General features: G+C 43.9%; 25 protein-coding genes and 1 pseudogene. 5 read left to right on the top strand and 21 right to left on the bottom strand.

What is annotated here, in order from left to right; genetic code table 11:
- Nucleotides 1–254 precede the first annotated feature (254 nt).
- The 3 genes from gntK (at nt 255) to KTE19_RS01715 (ending at nt 3,971) form a co-directional block, all read left to right on the top strand.
- Nucleotides 255–1,817, top strand: coding sequence for a gluconokinase (gntK, locus tag KTE19_RS01725; RefSeq protein WP_217341471.1), 1,563 nt, complete (start codon nt 255–257; stop codon nt 1,815–1,817).
- 54 nt (nt 1,818–1,871) lie between these two features.
- Nucleotides 1,872–3,233, top strand: coding sequence for a gluconate:H+ symporter (locus KTE19_RS01720; RefSeq protein ID WP_217341470.1), 1,362 nt, complete (start codon nt 1,872–1,874; stop codon nt 3,231–3,233).
- Between the two features lie 180 nt (nt 3,234–3,413).
- Nucleotides 3,414–3,971 carry a hypothetical protein gene (locus tag KTE19_RS01715; protein WP_217341469.1) on the top strand — a complete coding sequence of 186 codons (558 nt, stop codon included), beginning with the start codon at nt 3,414–3,416 and terminating at the stop codon, nt 3,969–3,971.
- On the opposite strand, the gene KTE19_RS01710 is transcribed toward KTE19_RS01715, so the two are convergent.
- A complete protein-coding gene (locus KTE19_RS01710; protein ID WP_217163618.1) occupies nt 3,968–4,156 on the bottom strand; it encodes a hypothetical protein in 189 nt (62 codons plus the stop codon). The genes KTE19_RS01715 and KTE19_RS01710 overlap by 4 nt on opposite strands.
- A gap of 16 nt (nt 4,157–4,172) precedes the next feature.
- On the opposite strand from KTE19_RS01710, the gene KTE19_RS01705 reads away from it, so the two are divergent.
- Both KTE19_RS01705 and KTE19_RS01700 read left to right on the top strand, forming a co-directional pair.
- Nucleotides 4,173–4,778, top strand: coding sequence for a TMEM175 family protein (locus KTE19_RS01705; protein WP_217341468.1), 606 nt, complete (start codon nt 4,173–4,175; stop codon nt 4,776–4,778).
- Nucleotides 4,779–4,891: 113 nt separating this feature from the next.
- Nucleotides 4,892–5,707: a hypothetical protein gene (locus KTE19_RS01700; protein WP_217341467.1), complete on the top strand. Its 816-nt coding sequence runs from the start codon at nt 4,892–4,894 to the stop codon at nt 5,705–5,707.
- 164 nt (nt 5,708–5,871) lie between these two features.
- Here KTE19_RS01700 and KTE19_RS01695 read toward each other — a convergent pair whose 3' ends face one another.
- From KTE19_RS01695 to deoC, 20 genes and pseudogenes are all read right to left on the bottom strand, one after another.
- Nucleotides 5,872–6,414 carry a biotin transporter BioY gene (locus KTE19_RS01695; protein ID WP_217341466.1) on the bottom strand — a complete coding sequence of 181 codons (543 nt, stop codon included), beginning with the start codon at nt 6,412–6,414 and terminating at the stop codon, nt 5,872–5,874.
- Between the two features lie 73 nt (nt 6,415–6,487).
- Nucleotides 6,488–7,477 (bottom strand): biotin--[acetyl-CoA-carboxylase] ligase, encoded by a 990-nt coding sequence (locus KTE19_RS01690; protein ID WP_003630368.1) that lies wholly within the window; start codon nt 7,475–7,477, stop codon nt 6,488–6,490.
- Nucleotides 7,478–7,524: 47 nt separating this feature from the next.
- Complete coding sequence (gene fabI / locus KTE19_RS01685) at nt 7,525–8,283, bottom strand: enoyl-ACP reductase FabI (protein ID WP_217341465.1); 759 nt, start codon at nt 8,281–8,283, stop codon at nt 7,525–7,527.
- A 25-nt stretch (nt 8,284–8,308) separates the two neighbouring features.
- Nucleotides 8,309–9,079, bottom strand: a complete 771-nt coding sequence (gene accA, locus KTE19_RS01680) for a carboxyltransferase subunit alpha (RefSeq protein ID WP_013855212.1) — start codon at nt 9,077–9,079, stop codon at nt 8,309–8,311.
- Complete coding sequence (locus KTE19_RS01675; protein ID WP_013855211.1) at nt 9,072–9,914, bottom strand: acetyl-CoA carboxylase carboxyltransferase subunit beta; 843 nt, start codon at nt 9,912–9,914, stop codon at nt 9,072–9,074. Before KTE19_RS01675 ends, accA begins: the two co-directional genes overlap by 8 nt.
- Nucleotides 9,895–11,274, bottom strand: coding sequence for an acetyl-CoA carboxylase biotin carboxylase subunit (accC, locus tag KTE19_RS01670; RefSeq protein WP_217341464.1), 1,380 nt, complete (start codon nt 11,272–11,274; stop codon nt 9,895–9,897). The genes KTE19_RS01675 and accC overlap by 20 nt, the downstream gene beginning before the upstream one ends.
- Before the next feature lie 13 nt (nt 11,275–11,287).
- Nucleotides 11,288–11,704: a 3-hydroxyacyl-ACP dehydratase FabZ family protein gene (locus tag KTE19_RS01665; RefSeq protein ID WP_013855209.1), complete on the bottom strand. Its 417-nt coding sequence runs from the start codon at nt 11,702–11,704 to the stop codon at nt 11,288–11,290.
- 4 nt (nt 11,705–11,708) lie between these two features.
- Complete coding sequence (accB, locus tag KTE19_RS01660) at nt 11,709–12,179, bottom strand: acetyl-CoA carboxylase biotin carboxyl carrier protein (RefSeq protein WP_217341463.1); 471 nt, start codon at nt 12,177–12,179, stop codon at nt 11,709–11,711.
- 3 nt (nt 12,180–12,182) lie between these two features.
- Nucleotides 12,183–13,412 (bottom strand): beta-ketoacyl-ACP synthase II, encoded by a 1,230-nt coding sequence (gene fabF, locus KTE19_RS01655; RefSeq protein ID WP_217163633.1) that lies wholly within the window; start codon nt 13,410–13,412, stop codon nt 12,183–12,185.
- A 21-nt stretch (nt 13,413–13,433) separates the two neighbouring features.
- Nucleotides 13,434–14,165 carry a 3-oxoacyl-ACP reductase FabG gene (fabG, locus tag KTE19_RS01650; protein ID WP_056983178.1) on the bottom strand — a complete coding sequence of 244 codons (732 nt, stop codon included), beginning with the start codon at nt 14,163–14,165 and terminating at the stop codon, nt 13,434–13,436.
- The gene (locus KTE19_RS01645) at nt 14,165–15,082 is read right to left on the bottom strand and encodes an ACP S-malonyltransferase (protein WP_217163635.1); all 918 of its coding nucleotides are present in this window, start codon (nt 15,080–15,082) and stop codon (nt 14,165–14,167) included. Before KTE19_RS01645 ends, fabG begins: the two co-directional genes overlap by 1 nt.
- Nucleotides 15,083–15,091: 9 nt before the next feature.
- Nucleotides 15,092–15,334, bottom strand: coding sequence for an acyl carrier protein (locus KTE19_RS01640; RefSeq protein ID WP_054747143.1), 243 nt, complete (start codon nt 15,332–15,334; stop codon nt 15,092–15,094).
- A 58-nt stretch (nt 15,335–15,392) separates the two neighbouring features.
- The gene (locus KTE19_RS01635) at nt 15,393–16,376 is read right to left on the bottom strand and encodes a beta-ketoacyl-ACP synthase III (RefSeq protein WP_217163638.1); all 984 of its coding nucleotides are present in this window, start codon (nt 16,374–16,376) and stop codon (nt 15,393–15,395) included.
- Entirely contained in the window at nt 16,373–16,840 is a 468-nt protein-coding gene (locus KTE19_RS01630; protein WP_217163640.1) for a MarR family winged helix-turn-helix transcriptional regulator, read from the bottom strand. Before KTE19_RS01630 ends, KTE19_RS01635 begins: the two co-directional genes overlap by 4 nt.
- Before the next feature lie 29 nt (nt 16,841–16,869).
- A complete protein-coding gene (fabZ, locus tag KTE19_RS01625) occupies nt 16,870–17,316 on the bottom strand; it encodes a 3-hydroxyacyl-ACP dehydratase FabZ (protein WP_003625233.1) in 447 nt (148 codons plus the stop codon).
- Nucleotides 17,317–17,694: 378 nt separating this feature from the next.
- Nucleotides 17,695–18,995 (bottom strand): annotated as a pseudogene (locus KTE19_RS01620) (pyrimidine-nucleoside phosphorylase).
- A 95-nt stretch (nt 18,996–19,090) separates the two neighbouring features.
- Complete coding sequence (locus tag KTE19_RS01615; RefSeq protein WP_217341462.1) at nt 19,091–20,038, bottom strand: sugar-binding transcriptional regulator; 948 nt, start codon at nt 20,036–20,038, stop codon at nt 19,091–19,093.
- Between the two features lie 42 nt (nt 20,039–20,080).
- Entirely contained in the window at nt 20,081–20,797 is a 717-nt protein-coding gene (gene deoD, locus KTE19_RS01610) for a purine-nucleoside phosphorylase (RefSeq protein ID WP_217341461.1), read from the bottom strand.
- A gap of 14 nt (nt 20,798–20,811) precedes the next feature.
- Entirely contained in the window at nt 20,812–22,005 is a 1,194-nt protein-coding gene (locus tag KTE19_RS01605; protein WP_217341460.1) for a phosphopentomutase, read from the bottom strand.
- Nucleotides 22,006–22,029: 24 nt separating this feature from the next.
- On the bottom strand, nt 22,030–22,731 hold the full coding sequence (gene deoC / locus KTE19_RS01600) for a deoxyribose-phosphate aldolase (RefSeq protein WP_249778454.1): 702 nt from the start codon (nt 22,729–22,731) through the stop codon (nt 22,030–22,032).
- Between the last annotated feature and the right edge of the window lie 204 nt (nt 22,732–22,935).

Raw genomic sequence — 22,935 nt, 5'->3', positions numbered from 1 at the left:
GTAAATATTTTACATCAAAATAGTTGCATTGTGAAATTGATTTCCATATAATAACTTGGTGGCGTTTACACCCATCTGAAAATTAACAGACACTTTATTTGAAGTATAGCAGTGAAAATGCTAAGTTTATTGCGAGGTGGTGCTGGTTTTAGAACCCATCATTTATAAGGACAATGATGACTCCGCTATTATTTTATATTAATTCAGCACAATAACCAACTGCTTTACTTCATAATCGAAAGGAAGTTATTCATATGGATTATACACTAGGTGTCGATATTGGAACAACCAGTGTCAAAACTGTTTTGTACGATATCCACGGCAAAGTTCACGGCTACTCAAACGATGGCTATCCCCTTTATCAGGATACGCCTGACATGGCCGAAGAAGACCCTGAAGAAATTTTTTCCGCAATGTCGGATGGGATCACCGAAATCCTGCGGAAAGCGAATTTAAAGAAAGGAGAATTGAAAGGGGTTGCTTTTTCTTGTGCAATGCATAGCCTGATTCTATTGGACGAAGACCACAACCCCCTCACCCGAGCAATTACTTGGGGAGACAACCGAGCAGTTAAGTACGCTGATGAGTTGAAGCACAGTCCTGAAGGAATGGAAATTTACCAGCATACTGGAACGCCAATTCATCCAATGACGCCACTAACCAAGTTGATTTGGCTTCGGAATGATCATCTGGATCTTTTCAAAAAAGCTCGTTGGTTCGTTGGAATTAAAGAGTACATTCTCTACAAATTATTTGGGGTGTTAAAGGAAGATTATTCCATCGCTAACGCCACTGGGATGTTCAATATTTATAACTTGGATTGGGACAACCAAGCACTCAAGATTGCCGGCGTCACCCGGGATCAACTGCCTGAGCTTGTCGATACAACTTACCAGCTAACTGGCATGCACGAAGAATATGCAAAGGTGTTGGGGATTGACATAGACACACCATTTATCATTGGGGCTTCCGATGGCCCATTGGCTAACCTTGGTGTGAACGCCATTCAGCCAGGAGTTGTTGCCGTTACAATTGGGACTTCAGGAGCGGTTCGAGTTGTCACTGACAAGCCAAAAACGGATCCAAAAGCCCGGGTATTCTGTTATTACCTAGCTAAGAATATGTGGGTTGTCGGCGGACCGGTTAATAACGGTGGTGTCGTCTTCCGTTGGGTCCGTGATCAACTCTGTGCACCAGAAAAAGTCACTGCCGAACAAATGCACATCGATCCATATGATTTATTGACAGAAATTGCCGCTAAGATCCCTGCAGGCTCCGATGGACTCTTGTTCTTCCCATTCTTGGGCGGTGAACGGGCCCCTATTTGGGATGCCAATGCCCGCGGTTCATTCTTTGGCCTGAATCGCACCCATACTCGGGCTCACATGATTCGAGCGGTCTTGGAAGGTATTGTTTATAACTTGTACACCGTCATGTTGGCCTTGGAAGAAGTCGTTGGCCGGCCGAAGAGTATTCAAGCAAGTGGCGGTTTCGCCCGTTCTGCCCTTTGGCGCCAAATGTTAACTGACATTTTTGAACAAGATGTTGCCATTCCAGAAAGCTTTGAAAGCACAGCCTTAGGAGCCGCAACCCTTGGGATGTATAGCTTAGGCTTAATTGACAGTTTGAGCGACGTTTCAAACTTTGTCGGTACAACGGTTGTCCATCACCCAGAACCGAAGAACTTCAACGCTTATCGAGAATTGATTCCAATTTATATCCGATTAAGCCGCTCCTTGGAAACTGAATACAAGCATATTGCAGATTATCAGCGCCGCCATGAGCACGAAGACACTGATGCCAACAAAGAGGGATAGTTGGTAAACAATGAGCCCAGTCGCTCCAAGTAATGATAGAAAAGGGGAAAAATCATGTTACTTAAATTACTTGCTCTGTTAATCGGGATCATTATTTTGCTGGTCTTGATTATCAAGTTCAAAATTAATACATTCGTTTCGTTGATTCTAACAGCCGTTATTACAGCTGTCATGTTGGGAATGCCACTCGGGACAGTTGCCGATTCGGTATCAAATGGTATCGGTAGCCAACTTGGTGAATTGTCAATGGTCTTTGGGTTTGGTGCCATGCTTGGTCGACTGGTATCGGATTCCGGTGGTGCCTATATGATCGCCGAAACCTTGATTAAACGATTTGGTAAAGCCTGGCTGCAAGTTGCCGTGATGATTGCGTCATTCATCCTAGGGATTGCCTTGTTCTTTGAAGTCGGGATGGTTTTACTGGTTCCAATCGTCTTCGCAATTGCCGTTGAAGCCGGTGTGCCAATCCTTTATTTAGGAATTCCAATGGCAGCTGCTTTGTCAGTTACCCACGGCTTCTTGCCACCTCATCCAGCACCAGTTGCCATTGCGCAAGTTTTGGGTGCCAATGATGGTAAAGTTCTGTTGTTTGGATTCTTCATTGCCATTGTTGCCGCATATATTGCTGGTCCTCTGTTCTCAAAGATCGCCAGAAAATATGCGCCAGCTGCCTTTGAACGTAAAGGTAACCTTTCTTCAATCGGTGAAGTAAAAGAGTTCACCCCTGAAGAATCACCTTCGTTTGGCCTTTCCGTTTTAACCGCCTTATTCCCAGTTATTTTGCTAGCTATTTCTACAATTTATAAAATGACGGTCAACGGTGGGGTCGATCCAAAGAATCCGAGCTTATTGGATTCGATCATTGCCTTCATCGGCTCACCAAGTATCGCAATGTTAATTTCATTATTCTTCGCAATGTATACCATGGGTTGGGCTCGGAAACGAACGACAGCTCAAATCATGGAATCCTTGGAAAATGCCGTCAAATCAATTGCCATGCTGCTCTTGGTTATTGGTGGTGGTGGTGCTTTCAAACAAGTTCTGATTGACGGTGGTGTTGGTAAAGCCGTTGCTCAATTGTTCTTAGGCTCATCTATCTCGCCATTAATCTTAGGCTGGTTAGTCGCCGTTGTGCTCCGGGTTGCTTTAGGATCCGCCACAGTTGCTTCATTAACCGCCGCAGGAATTGTTGCCCCATTGATGGCTCAAGCAGGCGTTGATCCAGCACTGATGGTTTTGGCAATTGGTGCCGGTTCCCTTGCCGCATCACATGTTAACGATGCCGGCTTCTGGATGTTCAGAGAATATTTCGATTTGACAATCAAGCAAACATTACAGACATGGACGGTGCTTGAATCCGTGATTTCTGTTGTTGGTATCGTCATGGTCATGGGATTGAATTTGTTGTTCCACTAAAATGAGCGTGCGAAAACCAACCGGTTACCGTATCTACAAGGCTTCTCATTTACAATCTTGATTATAGATTGTAAATGAGAAGCCTTTTTTCACCATAAATTGGAAATATCAATTGTCCACAACCTAATTAGGTGCTATATTGAACTTAGATCATTAAATTATTTAAGGAGCGTGGTTATAGTGGCAAAACAGTATCAAGCAAAGATCACTGCACTGAATGGCGACAAAATTGGGATTAATCCAACTGGTGAAGCCACTTTTACGGTTGACAAGGATACATTAACAGTTGAAATCACAATGGATCATACTTCACCTAATACCCAGCATTGGATGCATTTTCATGGGTTCCCCGACGGTAAAGATGCTCAACCAGCAACAATTGCCCAGGATACCAATCATGATGGCTATGTTGACCTACCAGAAACCGAACCAGTTTCGGGAACAACCATGGTGCCGTTTAACGACCAACCTGAAAAGATGGCAATTCCAACGGATACTTACCCAGTCTCTGACGCAAACGGCCATTTCCACTACAAAAAGGAAGTGCCGCTAAAGGAAATTAGTGATAAATTTAATGAAGTCTTTCATGATCATAACCTACAGTTAGAAAAACGGGTCATTTACATCCATGGTGTTCCCGATTCAATGGTTTTGCCAGACACAATTCAAGGGGCTGTCGGTCAGTATGATCAACACACCACCTTACCAATTGCAACGGGCAAAATTGAAGAAGTTTAGGTAATGACGATATTGTTTCCATACATTTTAACGACTTGACTTAGTGGAAACTTTTCAAGGGCCGGGACAAAACGAACCGTTTTGCCTCGGCCCTTTTGCATTTCCAATACCAACTTCCAAATTAGGCCATCACTATCAACCACCTGATTGATTCTGGTGTAAAATGATGACCATAATGGAATCATCTGAGGGGGAATTCTTATGTTTCACTACTCAAAATCGCGCTTAGTCGGCATTTCTGACGGAATCTTTGTTGTGGTCCTGACAATCATGGTCTTGGATATCAAATCACCCATCAGCGAATCAGTCGGGCCGCTGACTGAACTGTTTAAACATTTGGTCATTTACTTTATTAGTTTCGCAATTGTCTCCCAGTACTGGGTTTATCATCAAGAATTACTCAGTGGAGTTAAGCAGGCAACCCCCATGTTAACGATCACTAACATCTACTACTTATGCTTCATCAGCTTAACCCCGTTTGCAACATCATGGCTTAACGACAGCTTTCTTAGTCGTGACAGTGCCATCGCTTATTCTGTCGTGATCATTTTAGTAAATTTTACTCAATCATTAATGTTCAGAGAAGTTGCCAACTTGGCCGAGAAAAACGGTACTGAAGTAACGACCCACGATCGTGAGGAAATCCGTTCAGCTCAAGTCATGCTTGGCGTTAGCATTATTTACCTCGGCTTCGCTTACTTTTTGCCAAAGTATTTACTGATTGTTATCATCATGGGGCTTTTATTACGAACAACGGTTACCCAGATTGCACGTTTGATCAATAGAGTTCCGAGAATTCACCATTAAATTGACGCGGTGAAATTTATGGGCCCTGCCGATAGATTTTTCAACTCATCCATTCTTGACAAAGTGCTATCTGCTATCCGGTTCTCAATCATTCACCAATTGGAGGCCTCAACATGCGGAAAATCCTCTCAATCATCGGCATTTACCTGCTGAGTTTCATCTATTTTGTCATGATTTTATTTTTGAGCCATTTGACAAATACATATGCTTTAAGAACCACGATCACACCCTTTGATCTCATTAATAGTTTAACCGGGTTGCTCTTTTTTCCGGTTTCATTAATTTGGTTTCGAGCCCTTATTCGGAATACTCGAGACAACCCCGGGGCCACAAGCGAGAGCGCTTTGAATCGTGGGGTGGATAGTTCTGCCTATTTTTTAGCGGTTCAGACCAGTAATGCGACAGTGCTTATCCCGGGTGGCTATGATTCGATTATATTTAAAATCCTATTACTTTTCTGTATTGATTTGACATTGTACATCTTTTCTCTGCCGTTATTAATTTTGATGATCCTTTCAAAAATATTTAACTGGCACTTATTTGAAACCATCATTTTAGCATTCGAAAGCCATCGCTACCGCAAAGAGATGAAACCTTCCAAGCTTATTTCCCCAGTCGATCTGCAGAAACTAACCGCCCTGATTCAAGAATCTCAGTTCAAATTGATTTTTATTGGCAGCCCTCGCGATCGACTGAGTCGCCTCATTGTTCCTAAATTGAAATACGCGCTGAAATTAAATTCGATACAGGCTTATTATTTCGATTTTACTGATGCTGACCCAGATGACTACCAATCCCTTTTTAACCGGATTGGCATTACCGCCTTGCCCAGTCTGACGATAACAAATGGTGATGGCAGCGTGACTTCTATTGATCTGGATCATCTCGAAAAAGCGATTCAATTTTGGAGTCAAAAACGCACCCGTTAAATTCAACCTCGTCAACAATCAAGCGACTTCTCAGTTCCCTTGAAATTCTGAATAAAGCCACTTTAAAATCGTCCGTTACTAGATAAGGCCCATCATCCGAAATTCAAATTCTCGAATTTCGAATGATGAGCCTTATCTGTCGGACACTATCAATTTTTGTATTCTTATAAACGAGTGGTTTCTTTATTCCAAATCCGCATTCTCCCGGCCACCAAATAAACAGCCACTGCTTTCAATGTATCCGCCGGAATAAATGCCAAATTTGACACGAGTGACCCAATCAATGAAATCGGGCTGACCAGCCATAACCAGACTGAGCCGATAACATCGACCAATAAGACGCCGGCGAACCAGATAATACTTAATCGACTCCAACGACGGTTAATAAATGGCCGGGAAAGACCATAGCCGATCATGAGTGGCGTTAATAACCACCCGAGCAAATAGCCGCCAGTTGGTCCGGCAAAAACTGCAGGCCCTGCCTGACCACCACTGAGCACTGGAAAACCAATCAACGCCAGCAAGAGGAACCCGAAAATCGCCAGGGTTCCTTTTTTGGGTCCTAAAATCACGGCTGCTAACATGATTCCCAAATTCTGCATCACAATTGGAACCGGAATGAAACCAAGTGGTAACGGTGGGATCATTCCCAAAATAATAATGGTTGCAGTAATCAGTGCCGTTTGAACAATTTCTCTGATTTTCATCTAAACGCTCCTATGAGTTGTTAACGGTTAAGTGAACCCCAATCCAAGTTAACCATAAATGTAATGGATTAGCTCAGCCAGTATAACCATTCTCTGGTAAATAAACTTTCGTCACTTCACCACTAGAAACTGTCAGCTGCCCTGAATCAGTGTTCATCACCAATGCCCCTTCATTATCGAAATGATCAGCAATGCCCAGATAGACCCGGCTGCCCATTTCGACCCGAATCTTTCGACCCAGGATATCTGATAATTGCGCATATTCCGACAAAAAATTGCCAGTTTGGTAAGTTTGATACATGTAAAAGAAATTGTCGATAATCTTGGCCACAATCTTATTGCGGTCAATTTGGCTATGAGCAACAATTGCGCCGGCTTTGTGTTTAATCGGATCCGGAAAGTCATCTGAATCAACGTTGAGACCAATCCCCACGATCACATTTTCATGAGAGCCATCTTCAAGACTGGCAGTTGTCTCAGTCAAAATCCCACCACATTTTTTGTCATGAGCAAGAATATCATTGACCCATTTCACGCGAAAATCGACCTGTGGAAAAAAGGGTTGAAGTGAACGAACTACACAGACGGCTGTGCCAGTTGTGATTAACCCGGAATGCAACGTTTGGCGAGTTTGAATCGGAATCAGCAGGCTCATATAGATACCGGTCTTGGCTGGTGAATAAAATCGCCGACCCAAGCGCCCACGCCCTTTCGTCTGGGTATCCGTCACGAAGATCTGGGGCTTGTACACCGTTTTTTCGGTGCCGTACTGCTTAGCGTAATCATTGGTTGAAGTTAGCCGATCAAACACGTGCGTTCTGACCGGGTAAGTTGTCACTCGATAATGATCGATCACTTGAGCATCAAAACATTTTGACTTCTGATAGCTGTATCCCAAGCCCTTCTTCGTCTCAATCAGATGCCCCTTTTGCTTAAGCTTTTGAATGTTATTATAAACGGCCGGCCGACTGATGTTGAAGTGCCGAGCAAGTTCATTTCCGGAAATATAACGGTTATCCAGTTCCAATAATGCTCGTAAAATCTGTGATTGATGATCCGCCATTTTATTACCTCATTTTCCTCGCCGGCTTTGACAATTGACCGTCCTGATTAAATCAGATGAACGCCCTTATCAACATATACCACATCGCCGGTCATTCCAGTTGACAAATCACTCATCAAAAAGGCAGCAACGTTACCAATTTCATCAGTTGTAACACTCTTTTGATCAACTGTCCGTGATTCGGATTCTTTTAATAACTCGCCATGATGTTTAATCCCAGTAACTGCCAATGTCTTAACGGCCCCAGCAGAAATTGCGTTCACTCGAATACCAGTCGCACCTAAATCTGATGCCAAATAACGGACGTTGGCTTCCAAAGCGGCTTTGGCAACGCCCATCATATTGTAATTAGGGATTGTCCGAGTGGAACCAAAGTAAGTCAACGTCAAGATGCTGGCTGGATTGTTCAGCACTGGTTGAGCATATCTGGCAACTGCGATTAATGAATAAGCACTGATATTTTGGGCTAAATCATACCCATCTTTAGTGGTATTAACCAATCCAGAAGTCAATGTATCCTTGTCAGCATAAGCAATGGCATGAATGACACCGTCAATCTTACCATAGCGGTCGCCAATTTCAGCGAACGCCTTTTCAATGTTTTCATCTTCTGAAACGTCACATTCAAGTAAGTCCAGGTCTTCGGGAACAAAGCGCTTCAGACTCTTCTTGATCCGATCATTTTGATACGTCAGGACAACTTTTGCGCCCTGGTTCATAATTGCCTGAGTACATCCCCAAGCAATGCTTCGCTTATTCGCAACCCCCATGATTACGATTGTTTTACCATCTAAAAAGCCACTCATGATTGGGCCTCCATTTTATTTTTAATTAATAATTTCTAAACCGTCGTTGTCTCTGTTCAATTAATTCGCTCATTGGCAAATTCTCGAGTTCGGTAAACTGTTTGTCCAAGAAGTCGCGCAAATCACTTAAATCATCACCAGGTTTATATTCATGAATAATTTGATTAATAATACCATCTTTCAGTAAACTCTCTGGAGTTAACCCAAGTTCTTCGGCAGCCTGTTGCACCTTTGAAGAATCTTTCCACATAATACTTGCATAGCCTTCGGGCGAGAGAACGGAGTAAATACTGTCCTCAAACATCAACACCTGATCACCACATGCCAAGGCGAGAGCTCCCCCGCTCCCACCTTCGCCAACAATGATACTGATATAAGGTACCTTGAGCTGCATCCCCTGAATGATACATTGAGCAACTGCTGAGCCCTGACCATGATATTCGGATTCCACGTCTGGCCAGGCGCCTGGTGTATTAACCAACGCCAAAATGGGCCGGTGGAATTTTTCAGCTTGCTTCATTAAGCGTAGTGCTTTGCGATAACCTTGTGGCGTCGAACTCCCAAAATGACGGTCAATATTCTCGTCAGTATCAGCGCCCTTTTGGATACCCACAACCGTGATTGGCCGGTTGTTCAACAAACCAACTCCACCAATCAACGCGTGATCATCCGCCTCTAATCGATCGCCATGGAGCTCAAAGAAGTCAGTTGTCAAACCATGAATCAGCTCTGCAGTCGAAATTTTATCTTTTCTACGAGCACCTTGAACCCGCTGATAGGCTGTTTTATTAACCATATGCATTCTCCTTTGTATGTAAGCGGAGGAGTTGGGTCAGTGTTTTCTTCATGTCGGACCGTTTTACAATCTGATCAATGAAGCCATGTTTCATGACGGTTTCAGCGCTTTGAAAATCTTTTGGGGGTGTTTGCATGATTGTTTGTTCGATTACACGACGACCGGCAAATCCCACTAAAGCATGTGGTTCAGCTAAAATGATGTCCCCGTCCATTGCAAAACTGGCAGTCACCCCACCAGTCGTTGGATCGCAAAGAACCACGATGTACAATAACCCAGCCGCACTATGTTCCGCAACGGCACTGGAAACCTTTGCCATTTGCATCAAGGAGTGTAGGCCTTCCTGCATCCGAGCACCACCTGAAGAGGTGAACATGACCACTGGTAAATCCTTTCGAGTGGCCAGTTCAAACAACCGGGTAATTTTTTCACCGGTTGCACTGCCCAGACTACCCATGATCCAAAATGGATCCATAATGCCCACAGCAACCTGTTGCTTATTCAGCGACCCAATTCCAGTCAGCACACTTTCGTTAAGACCAGTTACTTTCTTGGCTTTGGCAATCTTAGCTCGATACTTCTCATCAGTGTATCGATCAGGAACCGTGATATTTTGATCAATTTCAGTGAACTTATCAAATGTGATCTTGACACGCCGTTTGGCCAAAATCCGAAAACCATACCCACACTTTGGACACGTATGGTCACGGCCCAACCTCATCGATAAAAACTTGGCATGACAAATTGGGCATTCCCGCAGTACATGGTCGGGGATTGCATCCATTCGTTTGACTAATTCGTCATGACTGGGCATTTTAAACCGACTCTGCAACATGGAATCCCTCCTTGTTCGTTAAAACCTGATTTTCGATAAAGTTGGTTGAATACTGGCCGGAATTAAATTCAGCAGTGTTAATCAAATACTTTAAGAAGGTTTGATTAGTCACTACCCCATTGATCTCGAGTTCCCCTAGAATTCGATTCATCTTGGCAATTACGGTATTCCGATCATTCAAATGAACGATCACTTTGGCAATCATTGAATCATAGAATGGTGAAATAAAGCTTCCCTGGGCGACCCCGGAATCAATTCGAACTCCGAGTGACCCAGCCGGAAAGAACAAACGATTAATCCGACCTGGTCGGGGAGCGAAGTTATGACTAGGATCTTCGGCGTTGAGGCGACACTCAAGGGCATGTCCCTTTACGGCTGCATCTGCTTGCGTAAATGGCAACTCTTGCCCATCAGCAACCTTCAGCTGGGCTTTAACCAATTCGATACCGGTCACTTCTTCGGTAATCGTGTGCTCAACTTGAAGTCTGGTGTTCATTTCCATGAAGTAAAAGTGGTGGTCTTCGGCCATCAAGAATTCATAGGTCCCTGTATTGGTATAGCCTAATTTTAAAGTTGCATTGGCAACAATTTCGCCCAATTTTTTCCGTTCAGTCGGTGAAATCAGGACACAGGGGCTTTCCTCGATCACCTTTTGGTGGTTCCGCTGAAGGGAACAATCCCGCTCTGGCAGATAGACCACGTGGTTAAATTCATCGGCAATGACTTGCATTTCGACGTGTTTGGCATTTCGAATCAATTTTTCGACATAAATATCATCGTTGTTGTACGATACCCGGGCTTCTTGTTGAGTCTGCTCGAAGGCACTACGAAGATCTTCTGGTCGATCAACCTCACGAATTCCCTTACCACCGCCACCTGCAGCTGACTTCAATAAGACTGGGAAGCCAATTTTTTCTGCAACTGTTTCTGCTTGACTGGTTGTTTTGACAACTCCCTGGCTACCAGGAATTACTGGCACGCCAGCTTTTTCCATGGCTTCTCTGGCATTTGATTTATCTCCCATCAGCGAAATCAATTCGTGACTGGGACCGACAAACTTGATATGACAGGTTTCGCAGAGTTCCGCAAATTCGGCGTTCTCTGACAAGAATCCGTAGCCAGGATGAATTGCTTCACACCCAGTCAGGTTAGCAGCACTAATGATTTGAGCCATATTGAGATACGACTCGGTCGGTTGTGGCCCACCAATACAGATTGCCTCATCAGCTAAGTGAACGAACAAACTGTCTTTATCAGCACTAGAATAGACTGCTACCGCCGTGATGCCCATATCGTGCAGTGCCCGAATAATTTGGACGGCAATTTCACCACGATTAGCCACTAATACTTTTTTAAACATCTGCTCACCTCCGTCATTCAACTGCAAAAATTAAATCAGCTTCACAAATTGATTGGCCATCACGATGAATCGTCCCGTGACCCAAGCCAATATTCCGTTTCAATTTTTTCATGACAACTTCAAATTCCAACTTGTCACCGGGTCGAAAGTCATCTTGAAAAGTGGCATTCTTGATTCCACCGAAAAAGACATTCTTCCCTTTATTTTCAGGAATCGACAAAATCGCCGCAACCCCGGTTTGAGCCATTGCCTCGATCATAATTGGGCGTGGCACTGCTAATCGACTACTCGTTTGGTTGGCAAAGAACCACTCATTAATCGAAATCAGCTTAATGGCTGAGGCTGAAACTCCTGGTTGAACATCAATAAACTTATCAATCATTTCAAAGGGATAACGCTGTGGAATGACATCATTTACTGCTGGTTTCATTTAATTACCCCTTCGTGACTTGAAAAATCGGCTGGTCATATTCGACCATGCTCCCATCGTCAACTAAAATATTAGAAATTGTTCCAGTGACATCGCTCTTGACCTCGTTGATTATCTTCATGGCTTCAATCACACAAACGACCTCACCTTTTTCAACGTGGTCACCCTGTTTTTTATAAACCGGTTTATCCGGACTTGGTGCAAAGTAAACGACGCCGACCAACGGTGCCTTAATTTCGGCAACATTGTCCTTGACTGACTGTTGCGGCTCGCCAGCAGGTTGAGAATTGGCACTGGTAGATTTTGGCACTTCACTGACTGGCGTTTTAGAACTAGTCGGCTGCTGAACAACAACTCGGTCATTCTGCTCACGTTTACTCAACTTTAATTTGAAGTCATCCTGAGTCAATTCGAAGTCTTTCAGTGATGATTGATCAAATTTCTCAAGCAAGCGTTCAATTTCTTTCTCATTCATTGTTTAATCACATCCCTTAAATGCAATTACCGCGTTATGGCCTCCAAAACCAAATGAGTTACTAATTGCGTAATTTACGGGGGCTTTTTTATTGTCGTCGTTAACCAACTCAATATCACAGGCTTCGTCTTGGTTAACCACACCGACGTTTACGGGCATCTGGTTATGCTGGATTGCGCCAATCGTTGCAACGGCTTCAATTGCGCCGGCAGCTCCCAGTGCATGGCCAGTCATCCCTTTGGTACTGCTGACTTTAACGTGGTCGTTCTTGGCAAAGACTTGTTTGATAGCTTTAGATTCGGCGCTGTCGTTAGCATGGGTGCTGGTTCCGTGAGCATTGATGTAATCAACTTCGGTTTCATCGATGCCGGCTTCATCAACCGCTTGTTGCATGGCTCGAATGGCACCCTTGCCTTCTGGATCCGGGGCAGTCATATGATAGGCGTCGCTGGTGGTTCCATAACCAACAATTTCAGCTAAAATATTGGCATGGCGGGCTTTGGCGTGATCGTAATCTTCAAGGATCACAGTTCCAGAACCTTCACCAAGCACAAATCCATTCCGATCCTTGTCAAATGGAATTGAAGCTTTCTTCGGATCGGTTGCTTTGGACAATGCCGTTAAGGCCGCGAAGCCAGAAATTCCAATTTCATTCACTGACGCTTCGGTTCCACCCGCAATAATGGCCTTCGCCTTGCCTTGCTTGATATACTCAAACGCATTTCCAATCGCGTTAGTTCCTGATGAACAGGCGGTGACAATTCCCTGGCTGGTGTTCAACGCATTAAAAGCAATCGAAATGTTACCGGCCGCCATATTAATAATTGAATCCGGAACAAACAATGGGGATACTCGCTTGGGACTCTTATCATGCATCTTGATGACCTGTTCTTGAATGGTGGTCAAGCCACCAATCCCAGAACCATAAATCACGCCAAGATCTTCGGGGTCAATGTTGTCTTCGGTGAGACCAGCCATCTCCATTGCTTCTTTGGCACTATACAGTGCATAAGTACAGAACAAGTCATTTCGCTTGGCAAACTTCTTATCAACTCGTTTTAACGGGTCAAAGTCTTTCACCTCACCAGCAACGGTAATGCCAGTCGGCTCTGCGTCAAATTTGGTGATTGGATTAATGCCCACTTTAGAAGCAAATAAATTCTTCAAAAAACTTTCAACATCGTTTCCAATTGGGGAAACAATTCCCATTCCGGTAATCACTACTCTGCTCATTAATTTACTCCTTCAACAACTCTAAATTGTTAAACCGCCATCGACCGTGACCACTTGGCCAGTGATGTACTGATTATGAATCAAAAATGCGACCGCGTCGGCAATCTCATCAGGTTCGGCAAATCGTTTCAACGGAATCTGATCCGTAAATTCTTTTTGTCGGCGTTCGCTCATTTTACCAGTCATGTCAGTGGCAACCATTCCGGGGGCAACTGCGTTACACCGAATATTTCTCAGGGCACCCTCTCTGGCAGCGGTCTTCGTTAAACCGACTAGTCCGGCCTTGCTGGCTGAATAATTTGCCTGACCCAAATTACCATGTAACCCAGAAATGCTGGACAGGTTCACAATGGCCCCTGAGCGGCTCTTTTGCATGAATTTCATCGCAAACTTGGTCATGTTAAAAGCACCCACCAGGTTCGTGTCGATCACGGCTTTAAAATCAGCTAACTTTAACCGGCTTAACAACTTGTCCTTTGTAATGCCGGCATTGTTCACCAGAACGTCAATTTGACCGTATTTTTCAACAACTTCGCCGACCATTTTTTCAGCGTCGGCTTCATTAGCCACATCGCCAACCAAATTATCAAATGAAAAGCCTGCGTCTGAAAAGCTTTGTTTCTCTTCGTCAGTTAAGGGATGGTGTGAGTTAATCACAACTGTCATCCCATCACTTGAAAGCCGTTTAGCGATTGCCAGGCCAATTCCCTTGGCAGCTCCGGTTACTAATGCAACTTGTTTCGTGTCACTCATTATTTCACCAACTTTGCTTTTGATCGAAAATCGTTTAACGTCTTAACACTATCAATATGAAATGTATGATCGTTCGCCACCACATTCTTGGCAAACTTCATCAGCGTATCGCCAGGGCCCAGTTCAACAACTGTATCAACACCCAATTGAGTAAGCTGTTGAATGCAGTTATAAAAATGGGTTGGATTAATGAGCTGATCGATTAACGTTTGCTTAATCGTGTTAACTTCGAAAGGTTGAGACGTTGTATTACTGATCACTGGGAAAGCCAACTGGTTAAACGAGACATCTTGAATTCGTTTTGCCAACAAATCAGAGGCCTCCTGCATAAATGGGGTGTGAGACGCAACCGTCATTTTCAACGGGACAACCCGTTTAACACCGTGCTCATGCAGATAATCGGTAGCTGCCTGAAGCCCCTCAACGGAACCACCAATCACAATTTGAGAATCTGTGTTGTAATTGGCTGCATAGATTTCACCCTTCTTCGAACCGACTTTTACCGCTTGGCCGACCATGGCAGCAGTTGTTTTTAAGACAGCCGCCATTTTGCCAGGATGATCCTGACCGGCTTGATCCATGTAGTGACTGCGATCACGAACCAATTGAAGGGCATCACTGAAGTCCAATCCCTTAGCAGCGACAATCGCGCTATACTCACCAAGACTCAAACCAGTGGCACCAACTGGATCACCAAAATCTTGATTGAGAATCCGTTCAATCCCTGTACTCATGGCGACAATCGCCACTTGGGTATTGACCGGATTATCAAAAACGGTGGCATCACTCATATCCATATTCAAAGCTTCGGAAGCTTGATCAATTGTTTGCCGATAAACAGGTTCTTGTTGATACAAGTCCTGTCCCATTTCATCAAATTGCTTACCTTGGCCGCTAAATAAATAACCTAGTTTCAAATTATCGACCTACTTGTCAGCTTTTTGCTTCAAAACGTAATCAACTAATTCACCGACAGTTTCCATACCTTCGTCAGTATCGATTTCGATATCGTAAGTGTCTTCGATCTTGTCAATCACTTCAAAGATGTCCAAACTGTCTAAATCCAAGTCGTTCTTGAAATTGGTATTTTCTTTAACCTTGTCAGCGTCTACGTCCAATTGGTCTACGATAATGTCCTTGATCTTGTTGAATACTTCTTCTTTAGTCATAATAAATTTCCTCCAAATTTTTGTTATTCATTTTTTGTTCATCAATGTTCATTGCTTGCTAATATTTCATAATCATGGTTCCAACCGTTAATCCGCCGCCAAATCCGGATAGGGCGATGACATCCCCCCTTTTAATGATTTTTTGTTTAACTAATTGATCTAACAAAATTGGTTCGCTGGCCGCAGCGGTGTTTCCATATTCATCAATATTAATTGGAAACTTAGCCATCGAGACCGCCAATTCATCGGCGATCCGTTCCACAATCCGTCGGTTGGCCTGATGTAAAACAAAACAGTCAACCTCATCAGCCGTTAAATTGGCCTGCTTCAAGGCGTCGTTAATTGATTCTGGCACGTTCTTAACGGCGAAGCTATAAACTCGCCGGCCATTCATCTTGAAGAACGGTGAAAATGGCTGTTGATCTGTTGCAAATGGTGACGGATTGCCTGTTTGGCCAGCAGTTAAATATTGACCCAGATTACCTAATGTCCGCAGATCTTCACTGATAAACGAACCCTTATCCACAGCTGTGTTTCGAATCAAAACGCCGCCAGCACCATCGCCAAACAGCACTGCGGTGGATCGATCAGACCAATCCAACAATTTGCTGAGGGTTTCGCCACCAATCAAAATGGCATTTTTTTGCTGATTGGCAATCAACATCTGTTTTACCAAATGTAACCCGTAAACAAATCCTGAACAGGCTACGTCAATATCAAAGGCAATGGCATGATCCGCCCCAATATTACCTTGAACCATCGTACTCACGGATGGGGTGAGATAATCCGGCGACATCGTAGCCACCGCAATCAAATCAATATCTTTAGCAGTTAAGTCACTTTGGGCAATTAATTGTGTCGCCACATCAGTACACATTGAACTGGTCGTTTCCTCAGTCGCAATCCGTCTGCGCTTAATCCCGGTCCGTTGCGTGATCCACTTATCTGACGTATCCATCATCGTCGCTAACTCATCGTTAGTCACAACGTGGTCAGGTGCCGAACTGGCTGTTGCCATGATTTTGAAATCTTCAAATTTCATCTACCCGAAACCTCACCAATAAAATCTTCCACGTTCATTAACGCTTGCTTCATTTTTTTGATATCCGAACCGTCGAATCCCTTGAGACACTGCTCAACCAATTTTCGATGGAATGCATAATGGGCTCGGTAAAGCAGTCGGCCTTTACTAGTTAACGCCAAATTGATGATTCGCCGATCCCGTTGATTACTTATCCGGGAAATGTACCCTTTGCGTTCCAAATTATTTAAATTAGCTGTCAGCGTTCCCTTGCTCAATCGCAAGATCCGAGCAACCTCGGACGTCGTTTTATGGTCATGTAAGCCAATTGTATGGACCAAATGCAATTCTTTTGCGGTGATGTCCTTAAAACGGCTCTTCTTGATTTCGCTCTCTTCGATTCGCATAATCTGATCATAAATGTCCACCAAAGAATCGCTAATAAAGTTGTAGTCTTCTTTAATTTCATCACTTATTGCATTCATGAGATTAGTCTCCTACAAATTTGTCCAAATTAGATTTTCTTCTTAGGATCAGGGACGATAAACGTTAACTCTGCAGAACAGGCAACCTTATCTTCGACCTTTGCTTCACACTTGACTTTGCCCATATTGTCACGTTGTTTTTCCATGGTGACGTGTAGTTTAAGGACATCGCCCGGACGAACGACTTTTCTGAATTTGGCACTGTCAATTGCCCCCAGATAAGCCGTTTTGCCTTGATACTTCTCTGTCTTTAAAATCAAAATTGAAGCGGCTTGGGCAAGTGACTCAATGATCAACACACCAGGCATGACTGGATTGCCAGGAAAATGGCCTTGGAAAAATTCTTCATTAATTGTCACGTTCTTGGTACAAACAATTGACTCACCAGGATTTAATTCGTCGACCTTATCCATAAACAGGATTGGGTAACGGTTCGGAATCAAATCCATAATTTCAGCTGCATCTAATACACTCATTGATTTCTTCCTTTCAGTTGCAAACATTTACATTCAATTAAATTAGTTCGAAACCCGAACTAATTACTGAGAAGCGTCCCTTAAAATTAAAAACATGAAGCCCCTCGTTTTGAACAAAACACATCATATACCATATTAGTTTGAATATCAAACTATTCTGGTTAACGGCATGCCGATAAACGTCATTGTACACGGGTTGCGAGGACACGTAAAGATTTTTTTGAAGAACGGACAGCCAAAGTGGCTTCAATTCGAATGAATCGTAAAAAAGCTTCCCCTTTAAACGCTGTTTCGCGTTAGCAGGTGAAGCTTTTGGAAATGGAGGATAACTGTCCAAAATCACATCATTGTTAATGACACTTACTGGCTAAAATCAGCTTACTCAATCGTTGTGTAAATCAACTCTGGCACTTTGGCTGTGTCTGCCACTTCAATATTGTCATACAACAATTTCTTAATATCATCAACCTCTTCACGATTACTATAAATCGTTAACAGCGGCTCACCCGATTCGACCTTGTCGCAATCTTCTTGTTGAGTACAATACCGACTGAGTAGTCGAGCTGATCGTCGGCTTTTTGACGGCCGCCACCGAGTAACATGCTGGCAACGCCAACTTCATCGGCAACAATTTTAGCAACCACACCTGATGTTTTGGCAGGTAATTGAATTTGGTATTTAGCCTGGAGCAAGACCCCATTTGGGTCGTTGACAACATTGGGATCACCACCCTGATCCCTAACCATCGCTTCGAAGCTGGCTAAGGCCTGGCCATTATGAATGACTTCCTCACACATTTTCTGCCCTTCAGCAGTCGTTTTAGCTTTGTCACCCATGACTGCCATGTAACCGCCAATGGTGACAATTAATTTTTCCAAATCGGCTGGGCCATTACCTTTCAATAAATCAATTGATTCTTCAATCTCAAGTGAGTTGCCAATCGCATTCCCCAATGGTTGGTTCATGTCGGTAATCAGTGCCATACATTGCATGCCAACTCCTTTGCCAATGTCAACCAAGGCCCTGGCAAGCGCTTTAGAATCTTCCAATGTCTTCATGAAGGCGCCCGCACCAGTTTTAACATCAATCACCAAGGCATCGGTCCCAGAAGCAATCTTTTTGCTCATAATTGAACCGGCAATTAGTGGAATTGAATCAACCGTATCGGTTACGTCACGTAAGGCGTAGATCTTCTTATCGGCCGGCGCAATATTTCCCGTCGCCCCAATAATGGCTAAATGGTCTTTTTTTACTTGTTCGATGAAATCCCGTTCACTCATTTCAACCTGATAGCCTGGAATGGCTTCCAGTTTATCCAGGGTCCCACCGGTATGGCCGAGGCCCCGACCGGAGATCATGGGTACCGGGATCCCTAAAGCGGCCACCACCGCTGCCAAAGGAATACTTGTTTTGTCTCCCACCCCACCAGTGGAATGCTTGTCGACTTTGACACCAGGAATGCTGCTCAAATCTAGATGATCGCCGGATTCCATCATTTTCATCGTTAAGGTCGACTGCTCTTCGCTCGTCATTCCCTTAAAGAAGATCGCCATTAATAAGGCGCTGGTTTGGTAATCAGGAATTTCGCCCGACACCACGCCGTCAACAAAATATTGAATTTGCTCCTCAGTGAGTTCTTTTCCTGAACGTTTTGCATGAATAATATCAACCATTCTCATAACGAAGTCTCCTTCCAAGTAACCGTTTACATATTGCTATTATCAAAATCCGGGAAATTATCAAGTCCCCCACTTAATAATCCCCCGACTCTTAGTCAATAATCCAACAATAACTGTGCCAAGCTTTGATCAATAATGACACAATTTGTGTAATTTGCTTTCAACACCGCGTGCACCCCAGCAACTTTTCGGTTCCCAGTTGCCACCAGAATTGCATACTTCTTTGTCTTTAAGTCATCAAGCTGAATGCCAATTGTGCGATCATCAATTTGCTGGCTGACAATTTTGCCATCTCGATCAATAAACCGTGAAAATACGTCACCGATGGCCTCTTTCTGCAATTGAGCTTTTTCCTGTTTGTTAAAATACCCCAATTGAAAAATTAACGCTTCAGATCGAACCGTGCCAACCGTGAACAAAGCAACGTTGGCTTTGCGGCCGAGGTCCAATATGCTTTTGATGTGCCGATCGCTTTCGACCATGTCCTTGGTCACTTTATGATCAAAGATGACGGGTAACGGCAGGTATTCAGGCTGGGTGTGGTAAGCCCGTGCCAACTCATTGACACTTTCGTACGCCCAAGTTTTCTCCTGAGAATGACTGATACTCCCTTTGAGTTGAACAACCTGAACACCAGCTGCATTCTGCTCCTCAACCTGTTTGGTCACCGCATGAATGGTATGACCCCAGCCAATTCCAATGACGTCACCAGGTTCAACCACTGATGTCAAATAATCGGCGGCAAATTTACCAACGCTATCAGAAAGTGAAGCCATCCCCGCGTAGTTGTTGGGCACAACGTGAAACTGGGCCCCGTATTTTTCTGCCAACTGTTGGCCTAACACCTGAGAATCTACCAATGGATTAATGATCTGGATTTTCACCAACCCGTTGTCCTTGGCATACTGAATCAACCGGGAAACCGTTGGCCGAGAAACCCCTAATTGTTTCGAGATTTGTAACTGACTTAAATTATCCTGATAGTAAAGTTCAGCTACTTGCAAACTCTGCTTTAATTTGGTGACATCCCTAATCTCTGTCATGGTCGCTTCTCTCCGAATCGTTTTGGACTTCGATCGATTTGTTTAATTGTTCATGTTCTTAATAGCGGTTTCCAATGATAATCTGGTCATCTCATCAAATGACGTTTCCCGTTCTTTGGCCGACAATGCCTCGCCAGTGAGTAAATGATCACTAACCGTCAGGATCGTGAGGGCGCGAATATGGTGCTTAGCTGCCAACAAATAGAGCCCAGACGTTTCCATTTCAGTTGCTAAAACCCCATAGTCAATGAGTTTATGAATATCCAGCTCATCATTATAGAAACGATCAGCAGCAAAAATATTGCCAACCTTCGTTTTAATGTTCATTTTCTGAGCAGTATGGTATGCGGAATCCAACAACCCAAAGTCAGCGATTGGTGAATAGTATAGGCCAGGGCCAAACGTATTTTGAATAATCGATGAATCAGTCGTGCCAGCCTGGCCCAAAATGACGTCGCGAATCTTAACATCTGGGCTCATCCCGCCACAGCTACCTACTCGATAGATGGTCTTGACACCATATTCCTTGATCAACTCAGTCGTGTAGATTGCCAGCGATGGAATCCCCATGCCAGAACCTTGGACAGAGAGCCTTTTACCTTTGTAGGTGCCGGTGTAGCCAAACATGTTTCGCACGTGACTATACTGAACCGGATTATCCAGATAAGTCTCAGCAATAAATTTTGCGCGCAGTGGATCACCGGGCATTAAGACTGTATCGGCGATTTCACCAGGTGTGGCGCCAATGTGTGTACTCATATGATTACCTCCGTTTAAATCTCGTTAAGAAAACTCGTTCCAGCTGGGTTGCCGGTCACGTTAAAAATATCAAGAACGGTTGCGCCAAAATCAGCAAACGTCTTTCGAACGCCCAATGAACCACTATTCTTCAGGGATGGTGAATAAACGAGTAGTGGCACTTCCTCACGGGTATGATCAGTTCCTTTAAAGCCTGGGTCGTTCCCATGATCAGCCGTAATCATTAGTAAATCATCGTCCTTTAGGTTCTTCAAAACCGTTCCCAGTCGTTTGTCAAAGTCCATCAAGGCTTCACCAAAGCCAATCGGATTACGGCGGTGACCATACATTGCGTCAAAATCAACTAAATTAGTGAAAGCAAATCCAGTGAAGTCTTCAGCCATCACATGATCGACGTGATCCATTCCATCCATGTTGCTTTCATTATGGTAGCCTTCATCAATTCCATGACTTGAGAAAATATCATTGATCTTCCCAATTCCAATGGTATGAACGCCAGCAGCTTGTAAATAATCCAAGTCCGTCTTACCAGTTGGTTCCAAGGTAAAATCATGGCGGTTGGCTGTTCGGGTGAAGTGATCTTTATCAGGGCCAACGTATGGGCGGGCAATGATCCGACCAACAGTGTACTTTGGCCCATTGACCAATGCTCTGGCATACTCACAAATCCGATACAATTCCTTTAGTGGAATCACATCTTCGTGAGCGGCAATTTGCAGAACCGAATCACCAGAAGTATAGACAATTAAATCGCCCGTCTTCATCTGTTGTTCGCCAAGCTCCGCGATAATCTTGGTTCCTGATTCCGGCCGATTACCAATAATTTTGCGGCCAGAGAAGGCGGCCAGTTTTTCTAAGATATCAGCTGGAAACCCATTTGGAAATGTGTTCAGCAGCTTGTTGACGGGCAGCCCCATCATTTCCCAATGACCGTCCATGCTGTCTTTGCCTGCTGAGATTTCTTGCATTTTGCCGTAATAACCAATTGGCTGGTCAACTTTGGCAACCCCTTCAATCGGTTGGTCCCGCAAGTTGGAAATCCCTAATTGCTGCAGGTTGGGAATCTGTAACTTGCCTTTATAAGCTTCTCCAACGTGCCCCAAGGTGTCTGAGCCAACATCATCAAATTTGGCTGCATCGGGTGCGGCACCGGTTCCAACTGAATCCATTACAATTCCAAATACCCGTTTATAATTCTTTGTACTCATAGATAAGCCTCCCCATGCAGTCTCTTAAGATAAGATTTTAACGGTTGCGCTGACCCCTAAACGACTGGCACCAGCATCAATCATTGCTAAAGCTTCCTCGCGTGAGTGAATGCCACCAGATGCTTTGACACCCAGGCGATCACCAACGGTTTTGCGCATCAAGGCAACGTCATCAAGCTTGGCCCCTGCTGAACTGAAGCCAGTTGACGTTTTAACATAATCGGCACTAGCTGTTTCGGAATCTTGACAGCCAATCACAATTTGGTCGTTGTTAAGATACGAAGTTTCTAGAATTACTTTAAGCAGTTTGCCCTTTGTATGAACGGCTTCGGCAACTTTTTGAATATCTTCAGTCACAAATTTATCGTTACCGCCAATTAATTCACCGACATTTAAAACCATATCGATTTCTTCAGCACCTTGGTCAATCGCGGTAATTGCTTCATATACTTTAGTCTCAGTGTTGGTTGCGCCTAATGGGAAGCCCACAACCGTGATTGGATTAACCGTTGAATCCTTGAGCTCTTCAGCAACCAGTGGGATCCAGTGAGAATTCACACAAACGGAAGCTGTGTTGTATTTCACCGCCTCCTGACAGGTTTCACGGATACTCTCTTCAGTAGCGTCAGGTTTCAGGTTGGTATGGTCCAAGTATTTTGCTAATTGGGCAGTAGTTAAGTCTGTTGTCACGGTAATGTAACCCCTTTCATTTATTATTACAAGCATAGTTTACAGGAACCAAGAACATATGTAAAGATATATGGTGAAATAATGTTCACTTTTATGAAAAAATGTACATAATTCACCGATTTTCGCCCGATAAGAAAAAGAGGTTGAAATTCGCAGTTTTTTGACCTATACCCCCAAAGTTAAAGTAAAAACTTTAGCTTTGGAGGTATTTTTTATGACTAAGATTTCAAAAGAAACAAA

The sequence above is a fragment of the Lentilactobacillus dabitei genome (assembly GCF_019061365.1).
GTDB classification, from domain to species: domain Bacteria; phylum Bacillota; class Bacilli; order Lactobacillales; family Lactobacillaceae; genus Lentilactobacillus; species Lentilactobacillus dabitei.
Note: the sequence above shows the minus strand (reverse complement) of the source record. Positions and strands in the feature narration are given on the sequence as shown.

Excerpts from the sequence above, each read along its gene's own strand:
- gntK (WP_217341471.1), top strand. The coding sequence starts at position 255 with ATGGATTATACACTAGGTGTCGATATTGGAACAACCAGTGTCAAAACT.
- KTE19_RS01720 (WP_217341470.1), top strand. The coding sequence starts at position 1,872 with ATGTTACTTAAATTACTTGCTCTGTTAATCGGGATCATTATTTTGCTG.
- KTE19_RS01710 (WP_217163618.1), bottom strand. The coding sequence starts at position 4,156 with ATGATTCCATTATGGTCATCATTTTACACCAGAATCAATCAGGTGGTT.
- KTE19_RS01705 (WP_217341468.1), top strand. The coding sequence starts at position 4,173 with ATGTTTCACTACTCAAAATCGCGCTTAGTCGGCATTTCTGACGGAATC.
- KTE19_RS01700 (WP_217341467.1), top strand. The coding sequence starts at position 4,892 with ATGCGGAAAATCCTCTCAATCATCGGCATTTACCTGCTGAGTTTCATC.
- KTE19_RS01695 (WP_217341466.1), bottom strand. The coding sequence starts at position 6,414 with ATGAAAATCAGAGAAATTGTTCAAACGGCACTGATTACTGCAACCATT.
- KTE19_RS01690 (WP_003630368.1), bottom strand. The coding sequence starts at position 7,477 with ATGGCGGATCATCAATCACAGATTTTACGAGCATTATTGGAACTGGAT.
- fabI (WP_217341465.1), bottom strand. The coding sequence starts at position 8,283 with ATGAGTGGCTTTTTAGATGGTAAAACAATCGTAATCATGGGGGTTGCG.
- accA (WP_013855212.1), bottom strand. The coding sequence starts at position 9,079 with ATGGTTAATAAAACAGCCTATCAGCGGGTTCAAGGTGCTCGTAGAAAA.
- KTE19_RS01675 (WP_013855211.1), bottom strand. The coding sequence starts at position 9,914 with ATGTTGCAGAGTCGGTTTAAAATGCCCAGTCATGACGAATTAGTCAAA.
- accC (WP_217341464.1), bottom strand. The coding sequence starts at position 11,274 with ATGTTTAAAAAAGTATTAGTGGCTAATCGTGGTGAAATTGCCGTCCAA.
- KTE19_RS01665 (WP_013855209.1), bottom strand. The coding sequence starts at position 11,704 with ATGAAACCAGCAGTAAATGATGTCATTCCACAGCGTTATCCCTTTGAA.
- accB (WP_217341463.1), bottom strand. The coding sequence starts at position 12,179 with ATGAATGAGAAAGAAATTGAACGCTTGCTTGAGAAATTTGATCAATCA.
- fabF (WP_217163633.1), bottom strand. The coding sequence starts at position 13,412 with ATGAGCAGAGTAGTGATTACCGGAATGGGAATTGTTTCCCCAATTGGA.
- fabG (WP_056983178.1), bottom strand. The coding sequence starts at position 14,165 with ATGAGTGACACGAAACAAGTTGCATTAGTAACCGGAGCTGCCAAGGGA.
- KTE19_RS01640 (WP_054747143.1), bottom strand. The coding sequence starts at position 15,334 with ATGACTAAAGAAGAAGTATTCAACAAGATCAAGGACATTATCGTAGAC.
- KTE19_RS01635 (WP_217163638.1), bottom strand. The coding sequence starts at position 16,376 with ATGAAATTTGAAGATTTCAAAATCATGGCAACAGCCAGTTCGGCACCT.
- KTE19_RS01630 (WP_217163640.1), bottom strand. The coding sequence starts at position 16,840 with ATGAATGCAATAAGTGATGAAATTAAAGAAGACTACAACTTTATTAGC.
- fabZ (WP_003625233.1), bottom strand. The coding sequence starts at position 17,316 with ATGAGTGTATTAGATGCAGCTGAAATTATGGATTTGATTCCGAACCGT.
- KTE19_RS01615 (WP_217341462.1), bottom strand. The coding sequence starts at position 20,038 with ATGACAGAGATTAGGGATGTCACCAAATTAAAGCAGAGTTTGCAAGTA.
- deoD (WP_217341461.1), bottom strand. The coding sequence starts at position 20,797 with ATGAGTACACACATTGGCGCCACACCTGGTGAAATCGCCGATACAGTC.
- KTE19_RS01605 (WP_217341460.1), bottom strand. The coding sequence starts at position 22,005 with ATGAGTACAAAGAATTATAAACGGGTATTTGGAATTGTAATGGATTCA.
- deoC (WP_249778454.1), bottom strand. The coding sequence starts at position 22,731 with ATGCTTGTAATAATAAATGAAAGGGGTTACATTACCGTGACAACAGAC.